The organism is Methanosarcina sp. 1.H.A.2.2, from assembly GCF_000979975.1.
Taxonomy (GTDB): Archaea; Halobacteriota; Methanosarcinia; order Methanosarcinales; family Methanosarcinaceae; genus Methanosarcina.
In genome coordinates this window covers 52,965-75,689 of sequence record NZ_JJQL01000007.1, presented here as the reverse complement: position 1 = coordinate 75,689, position 22,725 = coordinate 52,965, and the positions used below count along the sequence as shown (strand labels likewise).

Annotated in this window: 19 protein-coding genes; 7 read left to right on the top strand and 12 right to left on the bottom strand. The window is 45.0% G+C overall.

Annotated elements, in window-relative coordinates; all coding sequences use genetic code 11:
• Positions 1-38: 38 nt before the first annotated feature.
• A complete protein-coding gene (npdG, locus tag EO93_RS01390) occupies positions 39-746 on the bottom strand; it encodes an NADPH-dependent F420 reductase (protein ID WP_052734440.1) in 708 nt (235 codons plus the stop codon).
• A gap of 539 nt (positions 747-1,285) precedes the next feature.
• Between npdG and EO93_RS01385 the strand changes: the two genes are divergently transcribed.
• Positions 1,286-2,938 (top strand): S8 family serine peptidase, encoded by a 1,653-nt coding sequence (locus EO93_RS01385; protein WP_052735355.1) that lies wholly within the window; start codon positions 1,286-1,288, stop codon positions 2,936-2,938.
• Between the two features lie 114 nt (positions 2,939-3,052).
• Here EO93_RS01385 and EO93_RS01380 read toward each other — a convergent pair whose 3' ends face one another.
• Positions 3,053-3,589, bottom strand: coding sequence for a DUF2284 domain-containing protein (locus tag EO93_RS01380; RefSeq protein ID WP_048135667.1), 537 nt, complete (start codon positions 3,587-3,589; stop codon positions 3,053-3,055).
• 155 nt (positions 3,590-3,744) lie between these two features.
• Here EO93_RS01380 and EO93_RS01375 point away from each other — a divergent pair, with 155 nt between their 5' ends.
• Positions 3,745-4,965, top strand: coding sequence for a Xaa-Pro peptidase family protein (locus EO93_RS01375; RefSeq protein WP_048160773.1), 1,221 nt, complete (start codon positions 3,745-3,747; stop codon positions 4,963-4,965).
• 76 nt (positions 4,966-5,041) lie between these two features.
• Here the strand turns inward: EO93_RS01375 and EO93_RS01370 are convergent, their stop codons facing one another.
• The 5 genes from EO93_RS01370 to glnA form a co-directional block, all read right to left on the bottom strand.
• Complete coding sequence (locus EO93_RS01370) at positions 5,042-6,076, bottom strand: Coenzyme F420 hydrogenase/dehydrogenase, beta subunit C-terminal domain (RefSeq protein ID WP_048160770.1); 1,035 nt, start codon at positions 6,074-6,076, stop codon at positions 5,042-5,044.
• A 6-nt stretch (positions 6,077-6,082) separates the two neighbouring features.
• Positions 6,083-6,826 carry a hypothetical protein gene (locus tag EO93_RS01365; RefSeq protein WP_048135674.1) on the bottom strand — a complete coding sequence of 248 codons (744 nt, stop codon included), beginning with the start codon at positions 6,824-6,826 and terminating at the stop codon, positions 6,083-6,085.
• A 2-nt stretch (positions 6,827-6,828) separates the two neighbouring features.
• Positions 6,829-8,340, bottom strand: a complete 1,512-nt coding sequence (locus EO93_RS01360; RefSeq protein WP_048160768.1) for a glutamate synthase-related protein — start codon at positions 8,338-8,340, stop codon at positions 6,829-6,831.
• Entirely contained in the window at positions 8,337-9,389 is a 1,053-nt protein-coding gene (locus EO93_RS01355) for a glutamine amidotransferase family protein (RefSeq protein WP_048160766.1), read from the bottom strand. The genes EO93_RS01360 and EO93_RS01355 overlap by 4 nt, the downstream gene beginning before the upstream one ends.
• A 915-nt stretch (positions 9,390-10,304) precedes the next feature.
• Positions 10,305-11,648: a type I glutamate--ammonia ligase gene (gene glnA / locus EO93_RS01350; RefSeq protein ID WP_048138014.1), complete on the bottom strand. Its 1,344-nt coding sequence runs from the start codon at positions 11,646-11,648 to the stop codon at positions 10,305-10,307.
• Between the two features lie 343 nt (positions 11,649-11,991).
• Here glnA and EO93_RS01345 point away from each other — a divergent pair, with 343 nt between their 5' ends.
• Positions 11,992-12,471, top strand: a complete 480-nt coding sequence (locus EO93_RS01345; RefSeq protein WP_048136052.1) for a TspO/MBR family protein — start codon at positions 11,992-11,994, stop codon at positions 12,469-12,471.
• 184 nt (positions 12,472-12,655) lie between these two features.
• Here the strand turns inward: EO93_RS01345 and EO93_RS01340 are convergent, their stop codons facing one another.
• Both EO93_RS01340 and tnpB read right to left on the bottom strand, forming a co-directional pair.
• Positions 12,656-12,865, bottom strand: coding sequence for a DUF1059 domain-containing protein (locus EO93_RS01340; protein ID WP_048136050.1), 210 nt, complete (start codon positions 12,863-12,865; stop codon positions 12,656-12,658).
• A gap of 162 nt (positions 12,866-13,027) precedes the next feature.
• The gene (tnpB, locus tag EO93_RS01335) at positions 13,028-14,143 is read right to left on the bottom strand and encodes an IS200/IS605 family element RNA-guided endonuclease TnpB (protein WP_048160764.1); all 1,116 of its coding nucleotides are present in this window, start codon (positions 14,141-14,143) and stop codon (positions 13,028-13,030) included.
• Between the two features lie 576 nt (positions 14,144-14,719).
• Here tnpB and EO93_RS01330 point away from each other — a divergent pair.
• Positions 14,720-16,276 carry a dicarboxylate/amino acid:cation symporter gene (locus tag EO93_RS01330; RefSeq protein ID WP_082105957.1) on the top strand — a complete coding sequence of 519 codons (1,557 nt, stop codon included), beginning with the start codon at positions 14,720-14,722 and terminating at the stop codon, positions 16,274-16,276.
• Positions 16,277-16,454: 178 nt separating this feature from the next.
• On the opposite strand, the gene EO93_RS01325 is transcribed toward EO93_RS01330, so the two are convergent.
• Together EO93_RS01325 and EO93_RS01320 are read right to left on the bottom strand one after the other, a co-directional pair.
• Positions 16,455-18,218 (bottom strand): aldehyde ferredoxin oxidoreductase family protein, encoded by a 1,764-nt coding sequence (locus EO93_RS01325; RefSeq protein WP_048160762.1) that lies wholly within the window; start codon positions 18,216-18,218, stop codon positions 16,455-16,457.
• The gene (locus tag EO93_RS01320) at positions 18,215-18,787 is read right to left on the bottom strand and encodes a 4Fe-4S binding protein (RefSeq protein ID WP_048160760.1); all 573 of its coding nucleotides are present in this window, start codon (positions 18,785-18,787) and stop codon (positions 18,215-18,217) included. Before EO93_RS01320 ends, EO93_RS01325 begins: the two co-directional genes overlap by 4 nt.
• Before the next feature lie 1,270 nt (positions 18,788-20,057).
• On the opposite strand from EO93_RS01320, the gene EO93_RS01315 reads away from it, so the two are divergent.
• Positions 20,058-21,512 carry an NAD(P)/FAD-dependent oxidoreductase gene (locus tag EO93_RS01315; RefSeq protein WP_048160758.1) on the top strand — a complete coding sequence of 485 codons (1,455 nt, stop codon included), beginning with the start codon at positions 20,058-20,060 and terminating at the stop codon, positions 21,510-21,512.
• Positions 21,513-21,599: 87 nt separating this feature from the next.
• Here EO93_RS01315 and EO93_RS17145 read toward each other — a convergent pair whose 3' ends face one another.
• Positions 21,600-21,737, bottom strand: coding sequence for a hypothetical protein (locus EO93_RS17145; RefSeq protein WP_156161197.1), 138 nt, complete (start codon positions 21,735-21,737; stop codon positions 21,600-21,602).
• A 134-nt stretch (positions 21,738-21,871) separates the two neighbouring features.
• Between EO93_RS17145 and EO93_RS01310 the strand changes: the two genes are divergently transcribed.
• Complete coding sequence (locus EO93_RS01310; RefSeq protein ID WP_048133381.1) at positions 21,872-22,225, top strand: Rieske (2Fe-2S) protein; 354 nt, start codon at positions 21,872-21,874, stop codon at positions 22,223-22,225.
• Positions 22,226-22,336: 111 nt separating this feature from the next.
• Complete coding sequence (locus tag EO93_RS17140; protein WP_048160757.1) at positions 22,337-22,573, top strand: hypothetical protein; 237 nt, start codon at positions 22,337-22,339, stop codon at positions 22,571-22,573.
• The last annotated feature ends 152 nt before the right edge of the window (positions 22,574-22,725 follow it).

Genomic DNA, 22,725 nt, shown 5'->3' with positions numbered 1-22,725 from the left:
TTTTTTTTTTTTTTTTTTTTTTTTTTTTTTTTTATTTCTCAAGAGAAGTTTATCCCAAGGTCTTTAAGCCCATTCAGTTTTGCAAGATTGATCAGTAAAGGTGTCAGAGATTCCATGGTGTTTGCCTGTTTAAGAGGGCCGCCGTCCAGGGGTTTGAGGCAACCCATATGCCGTGTAAGCTCCATAACAAGTTTCTTTGCGTCGGCATCGTCGCTGCATACAAGCGCATCGTGTACGGCTGTGCATTTAACAACATCTTTGAGCTTTCCTGCAGGGATGTTGTGGAAAGCTGCAACAACTCTGGCAGATTCCGGGGCATTTTTCTTAATTGCAAGGGCTGCTGAGCCTTCTTCCGGAGGTTTGTATGCCATAAGGCCCCCTTCTTTTACCATTGGAACCACAGGTGAAATAAGAATCTTATTTTCAATGGCCTCTTTTATCTCTTCCAGCAAAGGCAAAACGTGGTCAAAACGGATCGTAAGTATTATTACTTCGGCTGCCTGCGCGGCATCAAGGTTGCTCATGCCGGTAATTGTTGTCCTTGATGTATCAAACCCGCAATTTTCAAGCTCTGATAAAGCTTTTTTTGCAGCCTCATCTGCAGTTTCCAGAGACCTGGACCCGATAATTATCTCATTCTTCACACCATCAGGCATAAGGTTTTGAAGGGCAAGCCTTAGCACCATTCCTTCTCCGATGTTGCCGGTTCCTCCAAGAACAGCTATTTTAAGCTTTTCAGAATTCAATTTGAACAAGACCTCCAATTTGCTATGTCTTCCCATAACATATGTCCGGAAGTTAATATATCTTCTGTCTTCACTCATTTAATTATAATACGTAATGTTATGGTTAAATTATTTTATTAAGTAATTCCTGTTTTTGTAAAGCACTTAATAATTTAGTTTCTCATTAGATGTCGTTTATTTTTAATTCTTGTTCTAAATTCATATTAATTATTAGTGGAAATATTTATAATGTATATCGATATATGTTAAAATAAGTTGATTCTGTTCAGTTCTTGCTGCAGGAATTACTTCGCATATACCTGTATTCTGTTTGCATCCTTAACTTACCATATAAGCAACATCGGGGGGTAGTGTATCTGGGGAGTTACACCAGGAGAGTATTGTACCTGTCAATATTAGTCATAGTCTTTACAGGCATATTTTCTCATTTCAATTTTATAGTACGTGAAGGAGTCGGATCTCTCGAATCTGAACCGGAAACTTCTGGTCTAACTTCTGGTTTATTATCTTCCGGACTGGTTTCATCAGATTCAGGAGTATTGCGCCCGCTATCATCTCTTTCGGAACCGCCGAAAGGAAATTCAGGCAGAATCTACAACGAAGAAGTCGAAGAGAATCTTACTGCATATGTCCGGCTTTTTCCCGGTACGGATGCAGGGGTGCTGGACTCCTGTTCCAGGGTTGAAGAATGGGATGAAGAATCCGGTATTGCTGCAGTTTGCGTTAAACTGGAATCATTTGAAGAACTATCCTCTCTTAAAGGAGTACATTCAGTCCAGCCTGCTATTTCTCCTGTTATAAGAAAGGTGGACCGGGAAGAAAAAACAACTTTTTCTTCTTCTTCTGAAGAGTTCTGGAAACCGGACGGTGTAACAGGAGCCGGAATTAAAATCGGGATAATTTCAGATGGAGTAGAAGGCATATCTGAAGCCATGGCATCGGGAGTTCTGCCTGAGGATGTACACGTACTTTCTCCCGGAAATGGAAAAGAGGGTACTGTAATGCTCGAAATAGTCCATGAGACAGCTCCTGGTACGGAACTGTATTTCCATAGTGCAGGCCGCAATAAGCTTGAGTTTAACAGGGCTGTTGATACCCTCCTTGCCGAAGGTTGCCGGATTATATGCGATGATGTGGGCTGGCCTGATGAACCTTTCTTCGAAGATGGAATTGTAGCTTCCCATATTAAAGAATTAATAGAAAGCCAGGACATTCTCTATGTGAGCGCAGCAGGTAATGACGCAGGCCGCCATTATCAGGGCATGTTTTTCGATAACGGGTCAGGCTGGCACGATTTCAGTTCCGGGGCCAGCACTTCTAATAATATTTCCATGGACGTCCCCCCAGGTGAGAAAGTTACTGTGGTCCTCCAGTGGAATGACCCCTGGAATTGTTCCGAAAACGACTACGACCTTTACCTCTATGACTGCTGCAGCGGAAACGAAATTGCTGCAAGTGAAAAGGCTCAGAGTGGCACAGATACCCCTCTTGAATATATCAAATACGTCAACAGGGAGGAAGCTGTACAAACACTGGGTATTTCTGTCAAAAAACATTCAGGAGAGGATAGGGTACTGGAAGTTTTTATTTACCCTAACTCCTCCGTAAAGGTTCATCCTGACAATCTGGTTGAGGAGGACTCGGTTTTCGGGCATCCTGCTGTTCCGGGCGTTATCTGTGTTGGGGCGGTTGATTCAGGAAATCCGGAAAACAGGGAGATCGCAGCCTACTCTTCCCGCGGGCCTGTAAGCATCTACTATCCGGAACCAGAACTCAGGAACAAGACCGACCTCAGTGGGCCCGGCAGTGTGAGAGTTTCAAGCATAAACGGAAAGGGCAGCTTCTTTATGGGTACAAGTGCTTCCGCCCCCTCTGTTGCAGGGGTCGGAGCTCTTATCTGGAACATGTACCCCGAAAAGACCGGCAGTGAAATTCGCGAGATCCTGTGTTCCTCAGCCGAAGATCTCGGAGAACCGGGGTACGACACTATTTTCGGGTACGGTTCAGTTAACGACCGCACAGTCCACCTTCTTGAAAACCTCTCTCCCGGCGGCAGTTTATTATTGGAAAAATCCGAAGCTTCGCCTGTGGAAACAAAAGGAATCTTTATACTGAAACTTTCCATGCCCCTTGAACGGATCTACTCTCTGGCAAATTTACCTGCCAGAGCAGCAGTAAAGGGATCTCGTTGATGGGGAACAGGCTGAAAAAGGACGTCAGGATACTATTCAAAGGCTGTGAGTTTTTAATTAGGGGCTATAACCTGAACTCCATTAACTTAAACCCGCTCAGGCTCACCCTAATTTTCACTCCAGCAGTAAAATCCCAACACATGCAGTTTTTTCAGGCTTGCAGAACTCAAGTACAAGCCCTGCCCCTTCCATTGCCTTCTGGACATTTATTCCGACAGCCTCAGGTGCAAAGCGCCTCATTTCCGGCTTTACGCATTTTTCAAGGTTGCAGACCTCACATTCGTTGCAGGAACCGGGCCTTAAGAGCTGGGCGAAGATGAAGCCGTTCCTGAAAGCCTCCTGTTCGAGCTCGTACATTTTCCTGAAAGAGGTTTTCCGGAGTTCTCCCCAGGCTTTGAGGGCGTCCTCCCCGGAGGCTTCGTGCTCTTCCATAAGGAGAAGTGCATTTTTGTATTCCTGCAGGACTTTTCTGAAATCCTCAATAGAAAGGATGTGGGGAGGGCAGCTCAACCGTTTCCCGTAGCTCCGGCAGCCATAGGCGCATTTCAGGGCTATCCGGTTTTCCACCGGGATATCCGCTGTATCCAGTAGATAGGCTTTAAGTCCCAGGTTTGAGGCTTTTTCAATCAAGCTGTTGAAATTTTCTGACAAATCCAATCCCCTAACTTCTAACTTTTGAATTCGTGCTTGATATAATTTAGTAACTACGCCCTGATAACTTTACCCTGAAAAGTTATGGGAACACTTTTCACTACCCAGGTTACACTTCTATAATTGGTAGCAGATAACTTAGTAAAGGGATACCCATGACGAAGAAAGTACCTTTTACTGAACTGGAATACCGTATGACCCGTTTCAGAAAACGGATGGACGCATCAAATCCCGACTGGGAAATCGCTGTCATCTTCAGCAAAATTAACCTTTACTATTTTACCGGTACGATGCAGGACGGAATGCTAATTGTCCCGAGGGACGAAGAGGCAACATTCTGGGTCCGGCGCAGTTATGAAAGGGCTCTGGACGAATCTTTATTTTCCAATATAGAACCCATGAATAGTTTTCGGGACGCTGCAGGAAGTGTAAGTAAGGTCTGTAAAGCAGGCAATGAAAGTAAGCTTCCGGACGCGGTATATCTGGAAACTGAAGTAGTCCCTATAGCTTTATACCAGAGGTTTCAAAAATACTTCCCCTTTAAAAATGTTAAATCCGTTGATACTCAGATTGCCTCTGTGAAAGCTGTAAAAAGCGAATATGAGCTGTCCCTGTTGCGAGAAGCCGGCAGGATCCATCAGCATGTGCTCGAAGACCTTGTGCCTGAGATGCTGCGGGAAGGGATGAGTGAAGCGGACCTCGCAACCAAATTGTTCTCAGTGCTGGTAGAGGAAGGGCACCATGGAGTATCCCGCTTTGGCATGTTTGATACGGAGATGATTCTGGGAAATGTCTGTTTTGGGGAAAGCTCCATTTATCCTACTTATTTTAACGGGCCCGGCGGAAAGCTCGGATTGTGCCCTGCAGTCCCCCTGCTCGGGAGTCGGGACCGGAAATTGAGGAAAGGCGACCTGGTCTTTGTTGATGTCGGGTGCGGGGTTGAAGGTTACCATACGGATAAAACCACGACATACATGTTCGGCTCTTCCCTTCCGCAGTATGCCATAGATATCCACAATAAATGCGTGGCTATCCAGAACGAAGCTGCAGCAATGTTAAAACCCGGGGCTATCCCCTCGGAAATCTACAATACCATAATGAATGGGCTTGATGAGGAATTCCTGCAAAATTTCATGGGCTTTGGGGGCCGTAAAGTGAAATTCCTCGGGCATGGGGTTGGCTTATTGATCGATGAAACCCCTGTGATTGCAGCCGGGTTTGATGAGCCCCTGCGGGAAGGAATGGTATTTGCCCTGGAACCCAAAAGAGGAATTGAAAACATCGGAATGGTGGGAATTGAAAATACCTTCATAGTAACTTCTGATGGTGGAGAATGCATTACAGGGAACAATCCGGGCTTGATTCCTGTATATTGATTTAGAAATCAGAATCTAAAATAAGAAAAAGAAAAGATGGAGCCGAGCTCCATCCAAAAGCTGTTTTTTGAAGTAATTATTCCTGTTTTCTTGCCATCTTCTTTGTGGCAAGCTTCTCGATGATTCCCAGATTTACTTCGCCGCCTACGCTCAGCTTCCCATTGGCAACCGCGCTGTCAAGGAGGTGCTGTCCTACAAGGGTGCGGACGACAAGAGTGGTGTAACCGTCAGGGCTTCCGACCGAACCTGCTGAGATGTCTGCTTTGAGGGCGGTAAAGTCCGTACAGACGTTGCAGCCTGGGCGGATGGTGTCCTCAAGTTCGGCAAGGGGGATCACGTACTGGGTCCCGTCGTTGAGGGTGATTTCGAGTTTACCCTTAACATCAATGCGGCAGACCTTCATGGGTTCGAGGGCGTACTCGCTTTTCAGCTTGCCTGCAATCAGCTTTTCGTAGTCGAAGCTTTCGGTACAGAAGAGCCCGAGCACGAAGCGGATGGACTTCTTGTAGGGGCTGACCAGCTGGTGGTCGGTCTCAAGCATCTTGCGGACAGCCTGGACCACACAGGGAACTCCGACAACTGCAATGTTCCTGTGCTTCTGGGTAACAACGGCTTCCTTAAGTGCTGAGACCAGGGGTACCCACCAGTTGTAGCGGCTTCCTGCCTGCCCGATGAGGGCTTCACTTCTGGTAATTACCATGGAGTGTGGCTTGAGGGTCCAGGGGTCTTCGGTGACCGTAACCACAGCATCTACAAGGCCTGTTTCCAGGGCGTTTGCAAGGATTGCGGTAACGGCTCCTCCGCTCTGCTTTCTCGGGATGTCGAATTCTGCCTTTCCGGTAGTGATATTCAGGTAGTCTCCAAGCAGGCTTGAAGACTGTTCATCGAGCCTTGGGCAGACCTCATAGCAGGCCCCGCAGGGCACGTCATCAACAGCGGCTTTACAGTAGCCGTTGCTTTTCGGAGTTGTGGAATCGCCGCCGGTTTCAAAGTACAGGGCGTCAGCAGGACAGACTGCAATGCAGGCCCCGCAGCCTGAGCAGAGGCCGGTGTCCCAGACTTTTGATTTCAGGTCAAGGTAAGTCTTACTGATTTGTTTCTTTTCTGCCATTTCTGATCACTCCCAGACGTATTTGCTTGCAAAAGGCCGGCTGCTTGCAGGTCCGATCCTTGTGTAATTGGTGTCCAGGAACTCTGCGGGGTCATATCCGAATTGCTCGCAGAAGCTCTTTATGATCGGGGCTATGCGTTCCAGGTCGGCTTCCGTAAACTCGAACTTCTTGGCTCCGACTCCCAGCAGGTAGTCATCCACTTCTCCGCGAATGATTATTTCTCCGCCGTGAATCCCGCTGCCTATGCCCCTGTCGGTCATGGATTTCTCCTTGCCGATTCCGAGCACAAGCACAAGGCCTCCTGCCATGTATTCTCCGAGGAAGGAGTGGGCTGTGCCGCCTACGACAAGTACGGGCCTGGCTTCCACTTCATATTGCTTCATGTGGATGCCGCCGCGGTAGCCTATGTTGTTCTTTATAAAGACCTTGCCTCCCCTCATGCTGTGGGCGACGGCGTCTCCTGCGCTTCCGTGGATCACAAGCATACCGCTGTCCATGGTGTTTCCAGGAGCGTGTTCGGCGTTCCCGTGGATTATGCAGGTGGGTCCGCTCATGAACATCCCCAGGTCTCCTCCGGGGACCCCGTTGATTATGATGCGGGTATTGCCTCTAACTCCGTCCCCTATAAAGCGCTGGCCGAGCACGTTATCGAGGATGATCTCCTCTGCTCCGTCAGCAACTGCTGCCCTTATTTTCTGGTTTAAGGGGGTGTAGTGCATGTCCTTAGCATCAATTCTTACCGTCTTCATATTCAGGCCCCCGCTGGCTGTACGTCCAGGATTTTAAGCATCCCTTCGTCCAGCATATATCCGCGCAGGCGGTCCCTGTTTCCACGCAGGCTTTCAATACTGTTGATGCCTGCTGCACCCATAAGTTCGCTGAGTTCCAGGGTCCAGCCGTGTATCAGGTTTGAAACCTGTGCTGCTCCCGCTTCGGGGTCAAGCCTGCTCACAAGGTCCGGGCGCTGGGTAGCAATGCCCCAGGGACAGAGGTTTCTGTAACAGTTGCCACAGACTCTGCATCCCAGAGCGACCAGGGCTGCAGTTCCTATGTAGACGGAATCCGCTCCTAGCGCAATGGACTTGGCAAGGTCGGCGCTGTTCCTTATTCCGCCGCTCGCAATGATGGAGATCTCGTTCCTTACTCCCTGTTCCCTGAGTTTCTGGTCAACGCTGGCGATTGCAACTTCGATGGGGATTCCCACATGGTCCCTGAAGACCTTCGGGGCTGCCCCGGTCCCTCCGCGGAACCCGTCAATGACCACTGCGTCTGCAGAGGACCTGGCAATGCCTGCGGCGATGGAGGCCACGTTGTGCACTGCTGCAATCTTAACAAAGACCGGTTTCTTCCATTCGGTTGCTTCTTTCAGGCTCCTGATAAGCTGGACAAGGTCTTCAATGCTGTAAATGTCATGATGAGGCGCAGGGCTGATTGCATCGCTTCCTAGGGGGATCATACGGGTCTTGGAGACTTCTTCGTTTACCTTTTCTCCGGGGAGGTGCCCTCCTATTCCCGGCTTTGCTCCCTGTCCGATCTTGATCTCAATGGCAGCGCCCCTTTCGAGGTAGTCGATGTTCACACCGAAACGGCCTGAAGCGACCTGGACGATCATGTGGTCCTGGTAGGGGTAGAGCTTCTTATGCAGTCCACCTTCTCCTGTCCCCATGAAGGTTCCGGTTTCGGCTACGGCTTTTGCCATGCTGAGCTGAGAGTTAAGGCTGATGGCTCCGAAACTCATGTGTCCGATCATGATGGGGGTGTCGAGTTTCAGGTTGGGGGCCAGCTTTGTTTCAAGCTCAACGTCTCCACTCTCGGTTTTTCTGAAATTGAGTTTGGACGGCTTCTTCCCTATATAGGTCCTGAGTTCCATGGGTTCTCTCAGGGGATCGATGCTCGGGTTTGTGACCTGGCAGGCATCAAGGAGAAGGCGGTCATAGATAATTGGCAGATCTCTGGCGTTTCCCATCCCTGAAAGGATGATCTTTCCACTGCGGGCCTGGTTGATGATATCTTCCCTGGCTTCCCGGGTCCAGATGGGGTGGGAACGGTAGTCGATGGGTTTTTCCGTAATATTAATTGCGTCCCTCGGGCACATTGCAACACAGCGGAGGCAGGCGGTACATTTCCTGGACTCTATCAGGATCCTGTCGCCTTCTCTCCTGTATACGCCGTAGGAACAGTTTTCAATGCAGCGCCCGCAGTCCATACACTGGTCGCGGTCGATGCTGACTTTAAATTTTGGGGGTACGCTTCCGAGCGTCATTCGATAAACCTCCCTATGATGGGTTCTCCTGCCCTGGGAGTGTAGATATTCTTTACTTCGGGGTCAAGGGTCCTTATTGCGGCTTCTTCGCTGGATATGTAAAGCCTGCTTCCGTTTTCGCCAACGACCAGGGGGCGCAGTTTAATCCTGTCAGTGAAGCCTACAATACCGTTCTCTGTCCCAACTACAATAGCAAAAGGCCCGTTCATAAGGGCAGACCCGTAGGTAAGGCGGATTGCTTTGTTCAGTTCGGCTTCCTTTGCAGGCATACGGTCGATATCGTCCCAGAAGGGGGGGGCAAGGGCCTTGACAATCATTTCATGGGAGAGCTCATGCTGTCTTCCGAGCAGGTCAAAAAGGTAAGCTACAACCTCTGTGTCGGTAAGTGCAGTGCATTTATAGCCGTAACCCTCCACATAGCGCTGGTTTGTGCCGTAAGAGGTTATCTCCCCGTTATGTACCACTGACCAGTTAAGAAGATTGAAGGGATGGGCTCCTCCCCACCAGCCCGGTGAATTTGTCGGGTAGCGGTTGTGGGCAAGCCAGATGTAGCCTTTGTAGTCCTCTATCCTGTAGAAGTTTGCTACATCTTCGGGCCAGCCGGAAGCCTTGAAGACTCCCATGTTTTTCCCCGAGGAAAAGATTGTGGCTCCTTTTATGTTGGCATTTACTTCCATGAATATATGCGTTACAACATCGTTTTCAGAAGCTACTCTCCCCTCCATCAGGTTTTCTGAGGGTTTAAAGAAGTATCTCCAGGGAATATGGACCTTTTTTAAGCCTGGCTGGGGGGTGGTCGGGATCTCTTCCTGGTGAACGATTTCTCCCCACTGCTGGAGGATTTCATCAACCTTCTTTTTTGGTTCTGCCATGTTGTCAAAGAAAACATGAAGAGCATAACAGTCTGCATATTCGGGGTAAATCCCGTATGCAGCATAGCCTGCCCCGTCTCCACTGCCTCTTTCGTTCATGAGACTGAGGGCGGCTTTTATGCTCGATCCGTCCATTCTGGACTTTTTTCGATCTATAAAGCCTATTATTCCACACATTTTGATCACTCTAGGGATGAATAAAAATGAACATAATGCAAATGTATTTTGTTAATGTCTTCCTGGATGATTTCTGCGGCTCATTTTTGAGAAATAGTTCTAAAAATTTGCCAGCTGGAGAAACTGGGTTTCAGGGGATATTTTATAAGTTTTCGTAAGTTAAAGGAATATTCTTCGTATATTAATTTAATCTTTATTATATAATTAATTTGAATTCATGACAGCTTTCCTGCCTCTGCTTTTGGTTATTTTAAAGAAATTGAAAGGGTCGCCGCTAAGGGAAGTAAGTAATTTAGTACCTATTTGACAATATATATATGTTTCTTTTTTCAGGATCAGACCTGCTTACAGTAACACTGCAAAGCATGACGTTTTAACGCTTTATTTTTCTTTCTTCCTGCGTGATATTGTTTGTATTGTTGGGCCTCTAAGCAGTTTACAATGATGTCCTGCTCAGAGCTGCCAGCCTTTTTTGCGTAAGATGAATTTTATATACCGCCGCCTGCCAAAAAAGTAATAAGCCATACTTGAAAAGGTTGAACTGAAATTGCAGTATTTATTAAGGAAAGCATTTTTATACTGAAATCCTTTTTAGGTTCTGTTTTTCTGAAGAAAATTTAAACTCAATTTCTCTCAATGAAATGAATTCCCATTTTTCGACGAAGCTTCTTTCCCTTTTTCAATCAAGTGGGTGTTTTTTTAGAATCCCGGAGCACACCTGCCGGATAAAGTGTGCCTCCTGAATCCTTATTGAAATGTTTCTCTTTGTTTTCATAAAACCTCAGCAGGAAATCCGTTAAATCTTTCGATTTAGCGGATAGTTGACTAAACGATTTTCCGGCGTGCTGTAAACACTTCAGGATGATTGACTAAACGATTTTCCGGCGTACTATAAACACTTCAGGACGATTATCCTTACAGCATGTGGAGGTATTTGTTAAGTTCCCAGGGGTGGACCATGGCTTTGTATTCGTCCCATTCTGCGATTTTTGCGCAGAGGTAGTTTTCAAAGACATGAGGTCCGAGCACTTCCTTTACGAACTCGCTCTTTTTCATTTCATCCGTTGCTTCTTTGAGGTTAGCAGGGAGGGATATTATACCTTTTTCCTGGCGCTCTTTTTCCGTGAGATGGAAAATATTCACGTTGGTTGGCTCTCCGGGATCGGTCTTGTTCTTAATCCCATCAAGGCCGGCTCTCAGCATGAGGGCGAAGGCCAGGTACGGGTTGCAGGCCGGGTCCGGGCACCTGAGTTCTACCCTGGTCCCGTTGCCGCGGGTTGACGGAATCCTTATCAGGGAGCTCCTGTTGCTGGCGGACCAGGTGATGTAAACCGGGGCTTCATATCCGGGGACTATTCTCTTGTATGAGTTTACCACGGGGTTTGTTACTGCTGCAAATTCCCTTATGTGCTTCAACAGCCCGCCTATATAGTACATTGCATCTTCGGAAAGCTGGGTAGGGGTGCCCGGGTCATAGAAAGCGTTTTTTCCATTTTTGAAGAGGGACTGGTTGCTGTGCATGCCTGAACCGTTTACTCCGAAGAGGGGCTTTGGCATAAATGTCGCATAGTATCCTTTGTGATAGGCAATGGACTTAACCACGTACTTGAAAGTTACTACATTGTCTGCCGTGCTAAGTACGTCGCCGAACCTGAAGTCTATTTCGTGCTGTGAGGGTGCTACTTCGTGGTGGGATGCTTCTATCTGGAATCCCATGTGTTCCAGGGCATAGTCAATGTCTCTGCGTACGTCCTGTGCACGGTCAAGGGGTGCGAAGTCGAAGTATCCGCCCTGGTCGGTAAGTTCGGTTGTAGGGTTTCCGTTTGCATCAAGCTTGAAAAGGAAAAATTCAAGTTCCGGTCCGACGTTCATTGAGAAGCCCATTTTCTCGGCTTCTTTGATTGCGCTCTTCAGGACGTATCTGGGGTCTCCCTGGAAGGGTTTCCCATCAGGGAGGTATACGTCTCCGAGAATTCTTGCGACTGCGCCTGTTGCGGGTCTCCAGGGGAGGATCCTGAATGTTGACGGGTCAAGCACGAGTTTCATATCAGATTCTTCGATTCTTGTAAAGCCCTGGATCGAAGATCCATCAAACATTACGCCGTTTTCAAAAGCTTCTTCCAGTTGTTCTACAGGAATTGCCCAGCTTTTGATGATGCCGAGTGTATCCGTAAACTGAGTCCGGATAAACTTTACGTCTCGTTCCTTTACAGTCTCTAATACGTCTTCTTTAGTCGTACACTTTTTCATCTGCACCATTTTATTCCATCCTCACCAGGCATTAGGTAATCATTTACCGACCTAATATTATATATATATTTCTATGTTTTGTGGCATAGACTGCGCTTAAAGCTCCATATATATCTAAAAAGTTTCTAAAATTATTTGTGAAATCCATCCCCCCTTCACTACGTATATTTCTAATATCCTGTATATAAATTTCATTCCAGAAGGACTGAATTTCTAAATAGGGTTTAAATTTTAACTTTCCGCTCTGGAATATTTTCCAACATACTTCAAAAGATATGAAAAAACAAATTAAATATTCTTCGGACCTTACAATTAATTAGTGTTGAAGTACAGTATCTCTTTGGGGTCTTATATGTTTAAAGTGAATGTATTCAGGCTTCTGGTCTCCATAATTATCTGCCAGTTCGCGGGGGCAATTGGTGCTATATTTACATCTTCTTCTCTTGAAAGCTGGTATCTTTTGCTTGAAAAGCCGGCTTTTAATCCTCCCTCCTGGGTCTTTTTCCCTGTCTGGACAACGCTTTATACACTTATGGGAATCTCCCTTTATCTTGTGTGGGAAAAGGGGCTGCAGCAAAAAGAAGCCAAAGTGGGTATTTTCCTTTTCGGATTACAGCTGGGCCTTAACATACTCTGGTCTCTCCTGTTCTTCGGACTGCAGTCTCCTTATACTGCCTTTCTTGAGATTCTCCTGCTCTGGCTTGCAATCCTGCTGACGGCTATACAATTCTTGAAGATTTCAAAAGCAGCTTCCTATCTCCTTATCCCTTATCTTCTCTGGGTCAGTTTTGCGGCGCTGCTTAATTACCAGATCTGGGTCCTTAACCCATGAGTGTATGTTCCCATGAGTATCTATTTCAGATAAGGATTGAGTCCGTTAGTATTACAATATGGGCTCAGCCCGAGTCCTGTTCTTTACTGAATTGCTGAAAACCGCATTCACAAAAAAACTCTGAAAAAAAGGTCTATACCCGGGAGACCCAGGGTAAGCTGTGAAGTTCGTGGAAGCTTAAATATTAGAGGGCACCGCAACCGCAACTTCTTCCTAGAAGGGTTGATACACGATGCTTCAGGTGGTGAATGTCATCTTCGGACATCTTTTCAAGTTCTTCTTTATGTTCTTTTTCTATGTGGTCAAACATAGTTTTTTCGACTTCTTCCAGCTCATTACCAGTAGCCATAAAGTTGCACTTGAATCCCAGATCGCCGCACTTAACAATTTTCATGGTAGCTCCTCTTGCAGTAAAAACTGATCAAAATAATCTTCTTCTATTCAAAGTGAACTACCCCTCCCTGCTTTCTGATGAAAGCGAGGAAGGGGCTTCTTGCTTCATCCCTCGAACTACTGTTCGCAAGTCCACAAGCCCATCCCCTGCGTTCCGCAGGTGTCAGATAACTATAAGATTTTGATCTTGAAGAGAGAATTTTTTGATATTGATTGCAGCATTTATGTCTCTGTCATGCTTTGTTTTGCAATCAGGACACGTCCACTCTCTAACATCAAGAGTTAGATTTGAATTATAATATCCACAAACATTGCATAATTTAGAAGATGGCTCAAATCTTCCTATTCGTAAGATGGTTTTTCCGAACCATTGAGCTTTATACTCTAATTTGGTTACAAAACTACTCCACGAAGCATCGGAAATAGATTGAGCCAGACAATGATTTTTTACCATACCTTTAACATTCAGAGTTTCCAGTGCTACAGCTTGGTTCTCGCTAATCAGTCTAAAAGAGAGTTGATGTTGAAAATTATTTCTCTGATTGCTAATAGTTTCATGGATTTTTGAAAGATGCTGTATAGCCTTATTCCTATTCTTAGAACCTTTAACTTTTCGAGAGACTCTTTTTTGGAGAACTTTCATTCTTTTTAGAGAATTTTTAAGATATTTGGGATTTTCAACCTTTTCTCCATTTGATAGAACCGCAAAATCTTTGATGCCTACATCAATACCTATTGTAGTTGATTCTGAAAAGTTCTGCTTATTAGGAATATCGTTTTCATTATCTACAAGGATACTGATATAATATTTTCCTGTACTTGATCTTGAAATTGTTGCGGTTTTAAGTTTGCCTTCAAACCTTCTATGAAGTATGGTTTTGACTTCACCTATTTTTGGAAGCTTAATTATCTGCTTCTCGAAATCTACAGAGTAATGTTGAGGCATCTGATAAGACTGGACTGGATTTTTCTTAGATTTGAAATTGGGAAATCCAGATTTCTCTCTAAAGAATTTCGTAAATGCTGATTCTACATTTACTAGAGAGGCAAGTAGAGCCTGTGAATTAGCTTCTTTCAACCATTCGTTAGAAGGTTTTACTTCATGGACTAAAATGTGCTGTAAATCAAACCTTGAGATTGATTTCTTGGTTTGTTCATAAGTTTTTATTTTCTGTTCTAAAGCCCAGTTATAGACAAATCTACACGCGCCAAAATGAATTTTGATCATTTCCGTTTGTTTTTGGTTAGGGTAGATTCGGTATTTGTAGGCTTTTAACATACTATATATTATACAGTTTAAAGAGACATATAGGTTTTGTTAAGCTTATTATGGTGAGGTTGACGGCTTTCATCCCCCACCTGTCGCTTCGCTCCGAGGAAGGGGACTTCCCGCCTTAGAGTTAAAATCATTATTTTCTTCGGATAAATCTATCTGAGAACCGTTAACTGGTAGCTGTTATTTTGAAGCTTCTGAGATGGATACAAAACTGCAGAAAATCAAATCCTGAAGCCCGAGAAAAAGGAGAAGAACAAAAATAAAACTAAAGGGAGTTTATAAAAAAATAATCTCAAAGTGAAACCTCAATGTGATCTACAGGTCTTATGAAAACCGCCATATAATACCAGTTTTGGCGCCTTTTCTTTAGACCTATTTATAATTCCTATTCAACTATATTTTAAGAGATTTATGTTTAGGGAACCAGCTCAACTATAGAAATTATGAGGTATTTTTCTAAGCTTTTATATAATTTAATGTGAAAGTAATATACAATTGAATCAAATGTACAATTGAATCAAATTTCTTAAAGAAGAAATAATCTTTTAGAGTCCCTAACGATTTTTATTGTGATCCCCCATGAAAAGTAAAGACCACCATTACATCCCGAACCCAAGGGAATTCACGCATGAAATCGCAGAGGAAACGAAAGTACTTCGCCAGGGAATCACTGACGGAATCACGCGTATTTATTACCCTATAGATTTCAGGCACAACCATTCCCTTAAAAACCTGAGCAATCAGCTTCGTGATTTACTTGATAAAAAGCTCTGGCTAAAGATCCTCATAAGCATGATGCTCGGAGTATTTATGGGGCTTTTTCTTGGGCCTTTTGGAGGGTACGTTGATCCCGTTTCTGCAGAAATTGTGGGGGAATGGATTGCTCTTCCGGGTTATATTTTCCTCGGGCTTCTGAAGATGATTGTAGTCCCACTTGTTTTTGCCTCCATTATCCTTGGGGTGGCTTCAAGCCAGAGTATGAGTGCCCTCAAAAAGACAGGGCTTTCAACAGCTGTTTATTTTGTGATAACGACTGCAATTGCAACTGCTATTGGTATTGGAATGGCGCTTTATATCCATCCCGGGCAGTTTATAAGTGGAGACCTTATTGAGAGTGCAATGGGGAGCGAAGTTCAGGTAGAATCCATTGGTTTGAGTTTCGATCCTTCGGTTCTGACTCTTCCCTCATCGCTTATCGGAAGTCTCCTCCCTTCGAATCCTCTTGGGGCTATGGTTAATGGAGAAATGCTGCAGGTCGTAATTATCGCAATCATAATAGGTGTGGCCCTTGTTTCCCTGAATAAAAGTCAGTCAACGCCGATGGTCGATTTCCTGAACTCTGTGCAGGCTGTCTGTATGACAGTGGTCAAATGGAGCATGACTCTTGCCCCGATTGCAGTTTTTGGGCTTCTTACCAAGTTTACTATCAAACTGGGCATCGAAGCCCTTCTCGGAATGATGGTATATGTGGGCACAGTGCTTGCAAGCCTGCTGCTCCTTATGTGCCTGAACATCCTTATTGTCACCGTTGTTGCAAGGTATAACCCCTTTGAGTTCCTTAAAGCCATCCGGGACGTTATGCTCCTTGCTTTTTCTACTTCCAGCTCGGCTGCAGTTATGCCCTTATCTATCAAAACCGCGGAAGAAAAGTTGGGGGTCAGGTCTTCAATTTCACAGTTCGTAGTCCCGCTCGGAGCCACAGTAAATATGAATGGGACTGCGCTTTATCAGGGCGTAGCCACAGTCTTTCTGGCTGAAGTCTTCGGGATAGACCTCGGGCCTTTACAGCTCCTTGTCGTAATGGTCATGGCTGTTGCAGCTTCCATAGGGACGCCTTCGATTCCGGGGGTGGGAATTATTGTCCTTGCCATGATTCTCAACAGCGTCGGGATTCCTACAAGCGGGATAGCTCTTATAATGGGAGTGGACAGAATTCTTGACATGACCAGGACTGCAGTGAATGTAGCGGGAGACCTTGTGGCCTGCAAGGTTATGGACCGCTGGGTTGGAGGAGAAGTTAAAGAAAAGGCCGATGAAACAGCCGAAATAAAAGTTGAGAAAGCCCCTGAAGAAAAAAAGGAGGACAAAGTTAAGTCAAATAAGGATATTACAGCATCTGAAAGCTCAAATATCTAATTCCTGAAGTAAAACTCTTTTTCCTGACCCATGGGGGTTTCTACCAGTCAATGGGTTCGGAAAACACGCCCCTGGACAGCAGGAGATGCGGCAACGAACATAACTTCAGGGGTTTTGAACTTATAAGGTTTTTAACATTGAGTTGAGGTTTTTCAGGCTGTAGCAGCTTCGGGGGGACTTATACTCCTCTTTTTTCCCTATACATTTCAATTGCTTTCCTGACCCTTTCTTCTTCAAGCTTTCCTGTAGTAGAGATTGTCTCAAAAAACCTTTTCGGGATACTAAAGTTTTCGAACCTGAAACCGAATTTCTTTTTTAATTCGTACTTTTTCCTGAAGATATCCTTTCCAAGTTCTTTGAGTTCCTCTTCGGTTTTTTCGATCCCTATACATTTAAGGGCCTGAACCATATTTTCGTATGTGTAGACATTTCTGGCAAAGAGGCAGGCAACCATGCAGTTCAGGACACTTCGGCGGTCTTCTTCATCGATTATGTAGTCAACAATTTTCTCGTCCGAAATCGGCTGGTTAAATGCTTTCTGGTCTGCGGAATAACCTGCATTATCCAGGTGGGAGTGCCGGAAGCCTACAGTAAGTCCCAGGATGTTTCCAAGCCCTGTATGGTATCCGGGAATTTCCAGCCCACCAAGCTGGATTGCGAATTCCTCGCCTCCGTACTTTTTTGAGGCATAATCCACACCTTTTCCGAGTGCTGCATAGAATTCGTTAGGAGCCTTGACTACAAGCTCTATTGCCCGAAGGTACGCTGCTTTATCTCCCCAGGAAAGTTTGAGCCCCAGGGTCTCTTCAGTGGAAATCTTTCCGCGCTGCTGCATCTCCGTAGCCCAGGCGAGTACAACTCCCATGCTGATTATATCGACCCCTGTTTTTTCGCAGGCATCAATCAACTCAAGTACGGCTTCCGGGTCTGTAACTCCAAGATTTGAGCCAAGTGCATAGATTAATTCGAAGTCATAGGAAATGTTAAGGGTTTCATATTCATGGGCTTTTGAGAAAGAGCGCTTTAGCATGGCTACATGGACGCAGCCTATGGGACAGCCGGCGCACGACACCCGCCGGATCAGGTATTTCTCCGCAAAATTCTCCCCTGAGATATTTTCTACACTCTCAATGGAGGTTGCCTGCAGGTTCCGTGTTGGAAGGCCTTTAAGTTCGTTTAAGACCAGGATGTTTTCGCTCGTGCCGAGGTTGTGGTATTTTTCCATCAGCCCTGTTTTTACAATCGTTTCGTAAAGTTTTCCGTACATTTTCCTGTAGGCATTATGGTCAGGGCTTTTAATTTCCCTGTTTCCTGCAACCAGGATCGCCTTAAGTTTCTTTGCTCCGAAAACTGTCCCGAGCCCGAGGCGCCCGAAATGCCTGTAAGTATCAACGTTTACACTTGCATATGTGATTCCTTTTTCTCCTGCAGGACCGATCCTGACAATGCTGCGCCTTCCTGCTCCGGGCTCTACCCTGCGGAGGACCTGCCCCACATCAATTGCAGAAGAGAGGTTCCATATGGAAGATGCGTCCCTGAAAGTAACCTTATCATCGTGTACAGTGACATACACAGGATACCTGGAAGAGCCTTTGATAACGATTGTTTCGTACCCGGAATAACGCATGGACATGGCCAGGTGCCCTCCGGCGTAGGACTCTCCGAGTTCTCCGTTAAGGGGGGAGCGGAACAATGCGACAGTTTTGGTACAGGTAGGATACACGCCTGAGAGAGGACCTGTGCTGAAAATTATCGGCATTTCAGGGTCAAGAGGACCTGTGCCTTCTTTATATTCTTCGAGCATGAGGTTCGTGGCAATTCCTATGCCTCCCAGGTACTTTTCATAGAGGTCCGGCCTCTCTTCAATATGATAACTCTGACTGGTCAGGTCAATGTAAAGTACGTTTTTAAGACCCGGAATAGCGTACTGCTCTGTTGTCATTCTTCCCCCTCAGTCTCTTTTTTCCCCTCAGCCTCTTTTTTCCCCTCAGTTTCTTTTTTCCCCTCAGTTTCTTTTTTTCCGTAAAGCTCTTTATGGGATGCGGTAGGGCTTTCAGGACCCGTATCCTCAACCGGGCTCGTATCCGTGACTTTTAATTCCCCGCTGTCTTCGACCTCAATCATTTCAAGTACATCATGCGGGCAGAACTTTGTGCAGACCCCGCAGTGCTTGCAGATTACTGCTTTATTTTCCGCATCCAGATGAATTGCGCCTACTATGCAGGCTTCGATACAGTTTCCGCAGCCGTTGCAGATTTCTTTGTTGAAGTTGACGCCTCCCCCTTTCCTTTTGGTCAGCGCGCCAACAGGGCAGGCCCTCATACACGGAGGGTCAACACAGGCATGACAGACAATTGCAGCATAAGGAGTTTCGATTCCGCCGCGAGTCTGGATATTAATTCTGCTGTTTTTCAAAGATATGGTATCGTACCAGGTCCTTGCGCAGGCCATCATGCAGGAATAGCAGCCTATGCAACGGGCCGGGTTTGCAACTTTTAACCTTTTTGCCATTGCGTCCCCACTCTGAATTCCCTTTTCTGGATTCCCTTTTACGAAAAATAGGCTCCTTCAGTTTATATAATCTAGCTCTTATCAGGGCAGGAAGCCTTTGATCCCGGAATAGTAAAATTACGTTTATCTTTTCTCCGGCGGTACAAAGAATGTGTAAAAAAGTTTGTCCCTGAGCATAAATAGAAAGCTATTTATCCTCATTTTACATAAATATTAATGTAAATTCTGGTTTTTTATAATTATAAATTAACTATCGGAGATATTTTACACATATTTATCTGGAGGTTCCCTATGCAGCAGAACATTCTGATAGTTGGCACATATGGTTTACTGTTTCTGTTAATTTTGATAATCGCCATGTTTTTGTTATAACACTAACTCCTCATGGTGTTTTCACGACGATTTCCGGCCTGCCCTGAAACCGACAACGAGAAACGAGATGGCCTGATATTTTTTGGGGCCTCAGCCTGAAAGTACGTATTTGATTTTCCTGTATAATTATCCCTGCGGATCGAGTTCCTGGAAAGCTTCTGCTGAAGAAGTGGTCGAAAAGAAGGAGCTTTTAGGGTCGATTCAATGTATTTTTCAAAAGGATTTTAGGATATTTTTGTTTTCCCGAGATCTTTTACACACCTTATTTTTCGGAAATCTGCCTCATATATTATATACTGATATTCCCCCGATATCCCCTATGCAAAATTATTTTTTTCTCAGGAATTAATTACATCTTGAAGCTCTTGGTAGTTCTCTAGTATTTGGTTGATGTTATTCCCAAAATACTCTTAATGCCATTTCTCAGACTTTTGTTCCGCACTTCAGTGAGGCTAGAGCACGGATTCGGTACATGAATACGTAAGCAGTCTTTACACTGAAAACGTTAGCATGCGGTGCATGAAAACGTAAGCATTCGTTACACTGAAAACTTAATTATGAAAACATCAACCACGTAATGATGGACTACCAAAAAACAAGAACGTTTATTAATAATCGCTCTCGTGCGGACTATTAATTATAAATACTATTTTTTTCTCTATACTACTCTACAGATAGAAAGAGGAAATTAAAGATAACTTTGTTAGATCATAAATTACATATAAAGTAATTCCAAATGTATTTCATGTTTAAAGTACTTCATTAAGTTTCAGAAAATAACTTTTGTTAAGATATGTTCAACACATATGATGTCCTGTTGTGAGTTTAAGATTATAAGATGCGTGAAGCTCTTAACTGAAAACTTGATTCGCTGGAAAAAATAGAGGTAGTTTAGGGAATGACAAAATATGATGTAATTGTTGTCGGGGCTGGCGTAAGCGGGCTTCTGGCTGCGCTGACGCTTTCCAAGCATGGAAAGAAGGTCCTTGTTCTTGAGAAAGAACGGTATCTTGGGGGAAACTGTAACAGCTACATGGTAGACGGGTATCAGGTGGATACAGGAGCACATGCAATAACCCATCTGATTGAAGGCCCCCTTCCGAGGCTGATTGATAATTATTTTGATTTCCTGCCTGTATTTGAGGACTACGGGCACTACTACGTCAGGACTGAAAATTCTTTTACCAAAGTACCTTCGAATCTGAAGGACTTCGTTACTTTTGATGTGCTTCCGAGAAAGGACAGGCTTGTCCTTTCACAGGCCCTTACGAAAGCCCTTACCCTTTCATCTTTCGGAGTGGACCTCTCGGACCAGTCAGTTTATGAATTCCTTCCAAAAAATCTTTGCAAAGACACCTACGACTTTGTGGATACGATCTCAGGTTTTCTTTCTGGCAAGTCAATGAAAGAGACCTCTGCCCAGCGGATTCTTTCCGGCAGCAGTTTTGTCCGGGACAGCATTACACAGGAGCAGTTTGATGCCATGGTCGGAAAGATCGAGCCGAAAAAACGCCAGTCCACGGAGTCTATTCTCTCTTCGATCCTTCCATACCATCTCCATGCTTCCCTGCAAGCCCGCATGGACAGAGTTGCCCGCCCCTTCACATCCCTTGAAAGACTTGCTACAAACAAGGTAAATTATTCCCAGGGATATCCGAGAAAAGGTTTGAAAGCCCTGCTGAATGCCATCCTGTACTCTCTTCCGGAAACAGTCGACATAAAAAAGGAGTGTGAAGTAAAAAGCATCCTGGTGCAGAATGGAAAGATCTCGGGCGTGGAGGCTGATGAAATCTATTCAGCCGATCTTGTTATCTATACAGGCTTTGCAACCGAGCTCCCAGGGCTTGTAAAGGACCTGCCACCGGCTTATAACGAAGAACTTAAAGGAATCGTGCACACTAAAAGCTTGACTGTCTGGCTTGGCTTGAAGGAAGAGCTTCCTGAGTTCAACTATACAGGTTCTGAGATCTGGTTTAAAGACTTTGCCTATTGGGCAATGCCCATCAGCAACTATGACCCTTCACTTGCCCCAAAAGACAGGCAACTGGTAGGTTTTTCCTTCGTAATAGACAAGGAGCAGACTGAAGAGCATGAGCTCAAAAAAGCCTATGACACTATTTTCCGTGCCCTTCCGAATATCGAAAAATACATCGATATGCAGCACGAACAGATTATGATCCCCGAAAAAGCCGCAGTCACAATTGACGGAAAATTTGCGGAGATCCGGACTCCTATCAAAAATCTCTACATCGCAGGCACGGATACGGACAAACGCAGCATGGGAATTACCAGGGCATCGTACTCGATAATCGAGCTTTTAAAAATCCTCAATGAGGATGGAAATCTCCATTAAACATTAAATGTGAACTACCCCCGCCTGCCTTCTGATGAAGGCGAGGAAGGGGACTTCACGCTGTGCCTCCGCGCTCCCGGAGTGAAATTAAAAACGGAAATTCTCTGTTTGTTTTTTAATCTCTATTTTATTCTCTATTTTATTCTCTTTTTTATTCTCTATTTTATTCTCTTTTTTATTCTCTTTTTTACTTTCTCTTTTATCCTCTCTGTTTCCTTTATTCATCTTTTCTGATTTCAGCAAAACTTATACGGGCAGCCAGCCTAATGATGTGAAAAAGAATTGGAAAGAACTTCCGGAGCAGTAATGCATCAAGAATAAATTGAATCTCATAATTCCGGTCTCTGGTGATTGGTAATATGCCTTCTGAAAAAGTGCCTGAAAAGGGCTCGATTTCTGGTTTTGAGCCCCCCTGGTTTTATGCAGCTGAAGAAAGCAGCCTGAAAGAAGGAAAGCTTCTTCACGTTGAACCAGGAGGAAGAAATGTGCTTCTCCTTAAGGCAGAAGGGCAGATCCATGCGTTCTCAAACCTCTGCCCTCACGCCCGATGCCCTATGGATAGGGGCAGGCTGGAGGAATTCACCCTCACATGTCTCTGTCACGGCAGAAGATTTGACGTAAGAACAGGGAAATGCCTGAACGATTCACTGGAACTGAAGCGATATGAATGGAAACTTGAGGGCGGCAGGATTGGAGTGAAAATCGAAGAATAAACCGTAAACCTGATCTTTTCTCCTATTAATTCAGGATTTACTAAATGAATAGTGTATGATTTTCAGGCAGGAGGGAGCAAAATTAGTAGCATTTCAGGGAATAAGGGGGCTTTGAGCCTTGCATGCGGGCTGATCAGTGTAATATTTTCTCTTTCATTCTGGCTTGGGATAGGGAGCCTATTCCTTACATCCTTTGCAATACCCTTTGCCCTTGCAGGCATCATCCTCGCCAGATCACGTCTGAAACAGGTTCAGGACACAACCGCAAAGGCAGGACTTATAGTAAGCGTGTTTGGTTTTTTGCTAAACATTGCAGCATTCATTATGTTTATTTTCTTATTCAGCTGAGGCAAAGGTAATCAAATTCAAATTTTGTCCTTTTTTTGCAAAATATCTCTATATTTTATTTTACGGATTTTTTGCCCAGGTTCTAAAGAGTCCTCAACCAAACATTTGATATATTTTTTCCTGAAATCCCACGTACTTTTAGGGAAAATTAT